This is a genomic window from Synechococcus sp. R3-13 (assembly GCF_047462195.1).
Taxonomy (GTDB): Bacteria; Cyanobacteriota; Cyanobacteriia; order Thermostichales; family Thermostichaceae; genus Thermostichus.
The window spans coordinates 1-1,380 of sequence record NZ_JANSIO010000227.1 but is presented as its reverse complement, the minus strand read 5'-3'; the positions used below and the strand labels follow the sequence as shown (position 1 = coordinate 1,380).

The window sequence follows — 1,380 nt, the reverse complement described above, 5'->3', positions numbered from 1 at the left end:
GGAAGCGATTTTGAAGCCCAACTGGAGTCTCTCCTGGGGGATCTCGATCGCGTCAGCGGTGCGGAGCCCTTTGTAGCTCCCAAAGCGCCTGCCGCTGCTCCTACACCTTCACCATCTGTTGCTGCTCCCGCTCCGGCGGCAACTGGGCCGACTTCACGGCGAACTGCTGCCCTCAGCAACCCTGTGATGCGGGTGGAGGTGCGCCACCTCGACTCCATCAACAACCTGGTGGGAGAGTTGGTGGTCATCCGCAACAGCATGGAGCAAAACCAAACCCGTCTGCGCCAGTTTCTGGATGGCCTGTTGGGCCGTGTGCAACAGCTAGGGGATCTGGGCCAGCGCATGCGGGATCAGTATGACCGCTCCTTGCTGGAATCGGCTTTGTTCTCCAGCCGCAGCAGCTCAGCCTATGGCGGCACGGTAACGGTGGGCTTCGGTCGAAATGGGGAGGGATCCAGCCGAGGAAGGCGGAGTCATTCCTCCGGCCAAGAGTTCGACAAGCTGGAGATGGACCAGTTTACGGCCTTCCACGCTCTGGCCCAGGAGATCATTGAGCTCATCGTGCGGGTGCGCGAGTCCTCCTCCGACATCGAGTTTGCCGTGGATGAGGCAGAGCAGATTACCCGCCAATTCCGGCAGGTAACCACCCAACTGCAAGAGGGCCTGAACCGGGCGCGCATGGTGCCCTTCTCGCAAGTTGCCGATCGGTTGCCCCGCGCCATTCGGGATCTCTCCATCAAAACGGGCAAGCAGGCCAGCCTGGTGGTGGAAGGCCGTGACACGCTCATCGACAAGGCCATCCTGGAGGAGCTCTATGACCCCATGACCCACCTGGTGAACAACGCCCTGGTACACGGGATCGAGACCCCTGAGGAGCGGCGGCGGGCGGGCAAGCCCCCTGAGGGCAAGATCACCGTCAAGGCCTTCTATCAGGGCAACCAAACCATCATCATCGTCTCGGACGATGGCGCCGGGATCCCGGTGGAGAAGGTCAAGGCCAAGGCCCAAAGGCTGGGGCTGCTGTCGGAGCAAGCCGACGAAGACGAAGTGTTCAACGTTCTCTTCCACCCTGGCTTCAGCGTTCGCGAGGCCAGCGAGGTGGACGATCTGGCCGGGCGGGGGGTTGGCTTGGATGTGGTGCGCCGCAACATCACCGATCTGCGCGGCAGCATTCAAGTGGATTCTGCGCGGGGCAAAGGAACCACCTTTACCATCCGCCTCCCCCTCACCCTGAGCATTTCCAAGGCCATGGTGTGTGTCAGCGACAAAGCCCTGATCGCCTTCCCCCTGGATGGCGTGGAGGAGATGCTGGATGTTCCTGCCGACGAAGTTCAGCCGGATGAGCAGGGGCGGCCCTCGATTCTCTGGCGGGATCAGCGC

The 1,380-nt window shown here is 62.2% G+C and carries 1 protein-coding gene; it reads left to right on the top strand.

The features are described 5' to 3' along the window. A partial coding sequence (locus tag NW856_RS07140; RefSeq protein ID WP_414399647.1) for an ATP-binding protein occupies nt 1–1,380 on the top strand: 1,380 nt, incomplete at both ends.